This window comes from Microcoleus sp. bin38.metabat.b11b12b14.051 (assembly GCF_013299165.1).
In the GTDB taxonomy this organism is placed as follows: domain Bacteria; phylum Cyanobacteriota; class Cyanobacteriia; order Cyanobacteriales; family Microcoleaceae; genus Microcoleus.
This window is the reverse complement of the sequence record NZ_JAAFKD010000049.1, coordinates 20,604-27,441: the sequence shown is the minus strand read 5'-3', so window position 1 is coordinate 27,441 and position 6,838 is coordinate 20,604. Positions and strand designations below refer to the sequence as shown.

Annotated in this window: 6 protein-coding genes and 1 riboswitch; of the genes, 2 read left to right on the top strand and 4 right to left on the bottom strand. The window is 47.3% G+C overall.

Features of this window, described 5'->3' with window-relative positions; all coding sequences use genetic code 11:
* Positions 1 to 421: 421 nt before the first annotated feature.
* Together QZW47_RS29005 and QZW47_RS29000 are read right to left on the bottom strand one after the other, a co-directional pair.
* Entirely contained in the window at positions 422 to 1,132 is a 711-nt protein-coding gene (locus QZW47_RS29005) for a precorrin-2 C(20)-methyltransferase (RefSeq protein ID WP_293135595.1), read from the bottom strand.
* Positions 1,129 to 1,758: a precorrin-8X methylmutase gene (locus QZW47_RS29000; protein WP_293135592.1), complete on the bottom strand. Its 630-nt coding sequence runs from the start codon at positions 1,756 to 1,758 to the stop codon at positions 1,129 to 1,131. Before QZW47_RS29000 ends, QZW47_RS29005 begins: the two co-directional genes overlap by 4 nt.
* Positions 1,759 to 1,780: 22 nt before the next feature.
* On the opposite strand from QZW47_RS29000, the gene QZW47_RS28995 reads away from it, so the two are divergent.
* Positions 1,781 to 1,909 (top strand): hypothetical protein, encoded by a 129-nt coding sequence (locus QZW47_RS28995; protein ID WP_293135589.1) that lies wholly within the window; start codon positions 1,781 to 1,783, stop codon positions 1,907 to 1,909.
* 145 nt (positions 1,910 to 2,054) lie between these two features.
* On the opposite strand, the gene cobG is transcribed toward QZW47_RS28995, so the two are convergent.
* Together cobG and QZW47_RS28985 are read right to left on the bottom strand one after the other, a co-directional pair.
* Complete coding sequence (cobG, locus tag QZW47_RS28990) at positions 2,055 to 3,572, bottom strand: precorrin-3B synthase (RefSeq protein ID WP_293135586.1); 1,518 nt, start codon at positions 3,570 to 3,572, stop codon at positions 2,055 to 2,057.
* Positions 3,573 to 3,733: 161 nt separating this feature from the next.
* A riboswitch (adenosylcobalamin-variant (AdoCbl-variant) riboswitch) is annotated at positions 3,734 to 3,841 on the bottom strand.
* Between the two features lie 616 nt (positions 3,842 to 4,457).
* On the bottom strand, positions 4,458 to 5,096 hold the full coding sequence (locus QZW47_RS28985; RefSeq protein WP_293135583.1) for a hypothetical protein: 639 nt from the start codon (positions 5,094 to 5,096) through the stop codon (positions 4,458 to 4,460).
* A 184-nt stretch (positions 5,097 to 5,280) separates the two neighbouring features.
* On the opposite strand from QZW47_RS28985, the gene cbiE reads away from it, so the two are divergent.
* The gene (gene cbiE / locus QZW47_RS28980; protein ID WP_293135580.1) at positions 5,281 to 6,486 is read left to right on the top strand and encodes a precorrin-6y C5,15-methyltransferase (decarboxylating) subunit CbiE; all 1,206 of its coding nucleotides are present in this window, start codon (positions 5,281 to 5,283) and stop codon (positions 6,484 to 6,486) included.
* The last annotated feature ends 352 nt before the right edge of the window (positions 6,487 to 6,838 follow it).

Sequence of the window (6,838 nt, the reverse complement as noted above, 5' to 3'; positions counted from 1 at the left end):
CCAGTTGCAAAACTGCGACCAAAGGTTGGCGCTTTCGCGCTGCTGTAAGGTGGCTGTCATGTGTTTATGATTGCTTTATTTGGTTTTCAATGTTCGTGACGGCTTTGTGTTCCGCCATGTAAATAAATATAAAGTATCTTCTAAGCTTTGTAAAGACCTGTAACAACAGATTAACTGATGTAAGGTATAAGCTGGAGTTATGGGCTGTAAGAATTGCTGCTAAAGACCAAAGAATTGACTAAAAAAGAGAAAGCCTGGAAGCGCGTCGCTTTCAGGCACGGGATAGTCAGTTGATTTGAGATAAGAGATCGGAGATTTTTGATTGATTCCACAGATAAATCTGGCGGATATCTCTGATTTGTAAAGTTTGTTTGAGATATAGGACTCCGGTTGTGAAGCCGATATCTCTCTTGAAGCGAGATCAAGATACAGACTTTTGCTGGCTGGGTATCATAACTAGGGCCCAGTAGGGAACCTCCCCGGGCTCGACATCGCCGATCGCCCGAATCCTCTGATTTGGCATAGTTGCGCGTTCTATATATAATGCGCGATCGAACTGTCCCAACTCAATCAACACGTCTCGGACTTTCGCAAAGTGCCTCCCCAGCTTAATAATTACAGCAGCATCAACCAGCGCTAGCCGATCGCGCAAAACATCAGCATCCAGCGTCGCAGGCATAATGCTTAACACATCGTTGCGGTAAGTCAGCGGCACTCCCAACGCACTCGCACTCGCCATTGTCGAAGAAATTCCCGGCACAACTTCCGTGGTAAATTTGTCCGACAATCGGTTAAACAAATACATAAACGTGCCGTAGAGAAAAGGTTCGCCCTCGCACAAAACCGCCACATCCCGCCCTTCGCTGAGGTGGGCGGCAATTTTCTCGGCTGCAATATCGTAATACGGTTGAGACGATCGCGTTGGACTAAAAGGCAGCGGCATCGGAATTTCAATTTGCTCTTCTCGCAAATAATCTGCGACGATCGCCCGCGCGAGCACCTTACCGTTTTCCATCGCCGGATACGCAATCACCGGCACCGATTGCAAAATCCGATAAGCTTTCAATGTAATCAATTCTGGATCGCCAGGGCCGATGCCCAATCCGTACAATTTACCAGTAGTCTTAGTCATAGTTCGTCCTCTTTAGCTAACGCATTCACGGCTGCTGTTGCCATCGCACTGCCACCGCGCCGCCCGTGTAGCGCGATAAATGGCACTCCCCGACTGTTGGCAGCGAGTTCAGCTTTGGATTCCGCCGCCCCCACAAATCCTACCGGGAAACCCAGAATTAACGCCGGTTTCGGAGCTCCAGCATCCAACATTTCTAGCAGTCGGAATAAAGCAGTCGGGGCATTGCCGATCGCGACAACTGCACCATCTAACTTATCTAGCCACAAATCGAGGGCTGCTGCCGATCGAGTATTGCCGATTTGCCGCGCCAATTCCGGGACTTCGGGATGCCAGAGGGTGCAAATCACTGGATTGTCGGCGGGTAGGCGTTTGCGGGTGATGCCTTCGGCTATCATGCGGGCGTCGCAGAGAATCGGCGCGCCTGCTGCGAGGGCTTGGCGCCCGTGGGTGGCGGCAAAGGGGGAAGCTGCTAAGTCTTTAACGATATCGATCATTCCGCAACTGTGAATTAGTCGTACTGCGACTGTTTCTAAGTCTGGTGGTAGGTTTGACAAGTCTGCTTCGGCGCGGATTGTGGCGAAGGATTTTTGGTATATTTCTGTTCCGTCTCGGATGTAGTCAATCATTTAAATAATTGGGCATGGGGCATTGGGCATTGGGCATTGGGCATTGGGCATGGGGCATCTCGCCCTGAGCGAAGTCGAAGGGTGGGGCATTGGGCATTGGCCAAACAGGGCATTGGGCATTGGGCATTGGGCATTGGAAATTGGGAATTAAAAGACTGTACTTAACTTTATTTGAAACTGCTATGGGTGGTTTGTTTGATTTGTGGAATAGCTTTTTTAATGAATCGCGAAGGCGCGAAGGAAGAAAGAGAAGGGGAATTTATTACAATTTGTCTGTTTTAATGGGATATATTTTTTTAATTCTGATTTTTGGGAATAAGAAATTCTTGCAATTTTGCGATCGCCCATCGATCGCAAAATTCACTGAATGAGTCACCCGGTTCTCGCATTTGCTGGTACACTCGCAACATTCGCTCGATCGCCCTGGGCATCTCAGGTACACTGATAGCTGGGAAGATTTGCCGTCCAAAGGGTAAGTCTTTTTTACCTGCATAAATGTTGTAAGCTGCGATCGTCTGGTTTTCTCGTTGAATCTGAGTTCCTACTAGGGTGATGTCAATCGGCTGGTGTTGGGCGCAGGACTTTTCGCAGCCGCTGAAATGGATATTGATCGATCGGTCGATCGTCAGTTTTTGGGCTAAATCCCTTACCATTGCTAGGGCGTCACTTTGAGTATCTGTCGCGGATGACGCGCAGCCACTGCTACCGGCACACGCAATTAAGCAAGAATCTAGGCGAGTTGCGGATGAGTGCAATCCTAATTCGGCGATTTGCTGTTTGACTTCAGAAACCTGGGGGTTGGGGATGTCGGAAATCACCAGATTTTGCCACGGCGTTAGTCTCAGGGTGCTGCTGGCTAGATTTTGGGCTAAATTTGCTAAATTTCGCAGTTGCTTTGATTCTAGCCTACCGAGAGGCAGTGCAATGCCGATGTAGGAGAAATCGGACTGTCGTTGGGGGTGAATGCCTAGATTGCTGTTGCGTGCGATCGCTCTTGAATGTGCGGTCAAAAGCCTCTCAGGGGCAGGCAAGATGCCTACCCCACAAGAGTTTTGGGAGATGTCTCTTTCTGAAAGATCGATCGACCTTCGCCGGAATGCAAACGGTAAGTTTTGCTCTACTTTTTCTAGGTAAATTTCAGCGTCCCAATCAGCGAGTAGATGACGTAAGCGCGGTTTTTTGCCATTAATTCGAGGCTGATATTTGGTATATTCAAGATATACGTTAGTTAGGGCTGCTAATACTGCAATACATTGCGATTCTTCGATGATAATTCCTGTATCGCCGTTCAAGTACAGCCGAAAAACTATTTCGGATTTGGTCGAGATTCTTTCTGCTACTAATAAGATATCGTTCCGTAGATTGCGGATCGAAACTGTTTCGCCGCCGTCAAAGCCAATACTGAATTTAGCGGAAAGTTCCGATAATTCGGGATGAGTTTGCAAATAATCATCCCAAGCTGCAACCAGCGGGCGAGTATCAACTAACTGTTGGCGATCGATTCCTGCTGTTGGGCTTGCCATTATATTGCGAATTGGGTCAACTTCAACGCGGCGAGATGCTAATCCCAATTCCTGTAACTCGCGCCAAACCGACGGGGGAATTTCTGAGTGCAATTCTCGGATTTGCAAATTTGCCCGATTTGTGACTTGCAAAGAGCCGGTACTGTAGCGATCGATCAAATTGGCGATCGACCAACACTGCTGTACATTTAAAATTCCCCCCGGAATCCGCATCCTCGATAAAACTCCGTCTCGGGCTTGGGAACCGTAAAATAAGCCCGGACAAGTCGGTAAATCAGTCAAAGCTAACAAATAATCTCCTTCCCCGTGCGACGCAGGGAACTTACAATTTAGTTGACAGTTGACAGTTGACAGTTGACAGATGAGTGCGACCTCTCCAGGTCAGGGAGACGATTGGAGTCATCAATAATCTGATTTTAATTTCTCCCTACAAAAGAGAGGCTTTAAACCAATTTTTTCTGGTAAACGTGCCAAAAGCGCCCTGAAATCGGCATTCTGACTTTCACAGTTGCGGCACAGCGCCGGAATTGCACCGGACTTTCCCGCTTTCAGGTTTCAGAAATGTATCATAAGTCGATCGCCCGCAGCGAAAAATATTAAATTTCTTAACAAATGGCTGGTTATTTTGTATAGTTGCTAATAGGATCTCGCCAGTACAGAGGAATATTCCAGGTGTAGCAAAGCTTTGAGATTTCTACCTCAGCCTCGCAGTGACAGAAATACGTTTTTTTCGTCCAGGACTGTACAATAGACCTCTTGCAAAAATCCTTTTAATCAAATTTTCGGACGTGCAAGATGCCCATCCCACAAGAGAAAAAATTTTTGTGGGATGGGCATCTTGCCCGTCCCAGGTATTTTTGCAAAAGGTCTAATAAACATCTGATAGATTTTTCACCTATTCTAGCTGTGTGGTGGATTTTTTCGTTTGTCCAAATATAAAATTAACCCTATTGCACCAAAGAGTAATGGCAAACACCAAGACTGCAAAAACCACCATACAATGAGAGCAAATGACCAACGTTCTGAGACTGGGATATATTCTAGGTCTGGTTTGCCGTCGTACCAATATGGGCTAATCCAAACCATCCCATATGCTATCACATATACGAGCAGTGGATAAACAGTAAATGTCACAATTATTTGGTTGCGAAGATTCATAAAATAACAACGCTGATTTTATTTGATAGTTAATTTTGCTTCTTTTTGGCGATCGCCCATTTTGCCTGTAATCGTAATGTTTCCGGGGCGTAGCGCTCGAAATGTGCCAGGTTCTGCGCCCATGTGGTAAAAAGAGCGATCGAGCAAAGGTGTCGGATTGTCAGGTCTGCGGGGTACATTAGGCTCATATTGTTGATAGTCTGGAGTCCGAAAGCTGCAAGATATCGGGGGAAGTAATTTACCAGTTGAATCAGAAGCTATCATTGCAAAGGTAATGCGATCGCCCACGCGCACTGTTGCCACTTCCGGTTGAATCCGAACATTCCAATCTTGCGGATAAACAGTACCGGACATCTGGAGTGTTTCTTTACCTTTTTTAGCCAACACAACAAACTTTCCCGGTGCAATTCCAGTTACAGTTCCATCTGGAACAATTGTGATAATTCCTGGATTTTTAGACAACCATACCCAAGATTTATCGGAACGGGCAAACGCTGATACGATACAATCAGAATCACTGCGTTCTCCTATTTTTATTTTAGTCGTTTTACCTACAATTAAAGGGTTGACATTTTCAAATTTGTAATCGAGGCAAGGGGTAGCTTTATGCTCGCCAATCTTAAGCGGATTGAAGTTAGGTAATGCTGTACAACTCATTAATCCTAATGATTGTGTAAGTGCAATTCCGTAGATAATCAGGGTTGATTGTTTTTGACGATTCATTTGCGTTAGATGTATCAATCAAAGATTTATACAATTCAAGTCAGAGTGTTTCTCAATAAAATAGCAATCCCAGATTATTATTGAAAATTGATAAGTAGTAATTAGCAGTCAGGGCGCAATGCAGAAATGGCTTTCGGTGGTGGGAATTGGGGAAGACGGACTTTTGGGATTGAGCCCGATCGCCCGATCGTTACTCGATCGATCTAAAATCATTGTCGGCGGCGCGCGCCACCTCGCAATGCTACCAACCGACGACACTCGCGAACACTTGGTTTGGAGCTCGCCGCTACAAGCAACTATCGACAGCATCATCAGCCGTCGCGGCGAGTCTGTCTGCGTGCTCGCAAGCGGCGATCCGATGTGTCACGGGATTGGTGTCACGCTGTTGCGCCGCATTCCGATTTCGGAAATGATTGTGATTCCCGCAGCATCGGCTTTTAGTCTGGCTTGTGCGCGTTTGGGTTGGGCGCTGGCGGATGTTGAGACTTTCAGTTTAACAAATCGCCCGATCGCCTCGATCGCCCTAGCTTTGTCTCCCGGTACACGCTTGCTAGTCTTGAGTGCCGATCGACATACGCCCGATCTTGTAGCGAAAATGTTGACACAGCGGGGGTTTGGCAGCAGTTTAATCACAGTGTTCGAGCGGATGGGGTCGGAGGCGGAACGGCGGATCGAGGGGGTTGCAGCAGCTTGGAATGCGACGGATTTAGCCGATTTGAATACGATCGCCATTGCAGTTGTAGCCGATCGCGAAACTCTGCTGCTTTCGGGCACTTCTGGCTTACCGGATGCAGCCTATCGCCACGATGGACAGTTGACGAAACGGGAGGTTAGAGCCGTTACGCTGTGTGCGTTAGCGCCGATTCCGGGGGAGTTGCTGTGGGATGTGGGGGCGGGCTGCGGTTCGATCGCGATTGAGTGGATGCGGAGTCATCGGAGTTGTCGGGCGATCGCGATCGAACGCCATGCAACTAGACTGGAATACATTGCCGAAAATGCGTCTAATTTGGGTGTTCCCGAACTCAAAATCATCGCGGGAGACGCGCCCGCTGCTTTGGCAAATTTGCCTCAACCAAATGCAATTTTCATCGGTGGCGGTGTCACCGCAGAAGCTTTGCTGGAAACTTGTTGGAATGCTTTAGGTGAAGGTGGCCGATTAGTTGTGAATGCGGTGACTATTGAGAGTGAACTTACGGTGCTGCAATGGCATTCTTTGCATGGCGGAGAATTGATTAGAATTGGGATTCAGCGCGCTGGGGCGATCGGATCTTTTCTCGGTTGGAAACCGCTAGCACCGATTACTCAGTGGGCGGTAGTTAAGTGATAAAGTAATTCCCAATCTTCTATTGAGAAATACTTTGGCGAGATTTGAGTTCATAGTAGATGGCCCACCTGTATCACAACAAGCTCGTAGGCGAGCTCTTCTCAAAGCTTGGAAAGTGACGGTAAGGGAAGAGGCTGAAAAATACTGGTCTTCGGAACAGAAAACAGCTACTGGTCTAGTTATGCTCCAGATAACTTATTTCTACGATTCTGTTAAAATCGATGTGGACAATATAGAACTCATTTGATATCTATTCTGCGTAAATCTCAGAAACCGGGTTGATCTCGGTATTTCTCGTAACCAACCCAAAAACTCGTAGAAACCCGGTTTCTTGCCCCGGGCGTAAATCTCA

Bases quoted from the DNA above. Each gene is read 5' to 3' on its own strand.
- QZW47_RS29005 (WP_293135595.1), bottom strand. From the start codon at position 1,132: ATGACTAAGACTACTGGTAAATTGTACGGATTGGGCATCGGCCCTGGC.
- QZW47_RS29000 (WP_293135592.1), bottom strand. From the start codon at position 1,758: ATGATTGACTACATCCGAGACGGAACAGAAATATACCAAAAATCCTTC.
- QZW47_RS28985 (WP_293135583.1), bottom strand. From the start codon at position 5,096: ATGAGTTGTACAGCATTACCTAACTTCAATCCGCTTAAGATTGGCGAG.
- cbiE (WP_293135580.1), top strand. From the start codon at position 5,281: ATGCAGAAATGGCTTTCGGTGGTGGGAATTGGGGAAGACGGACTTTTG.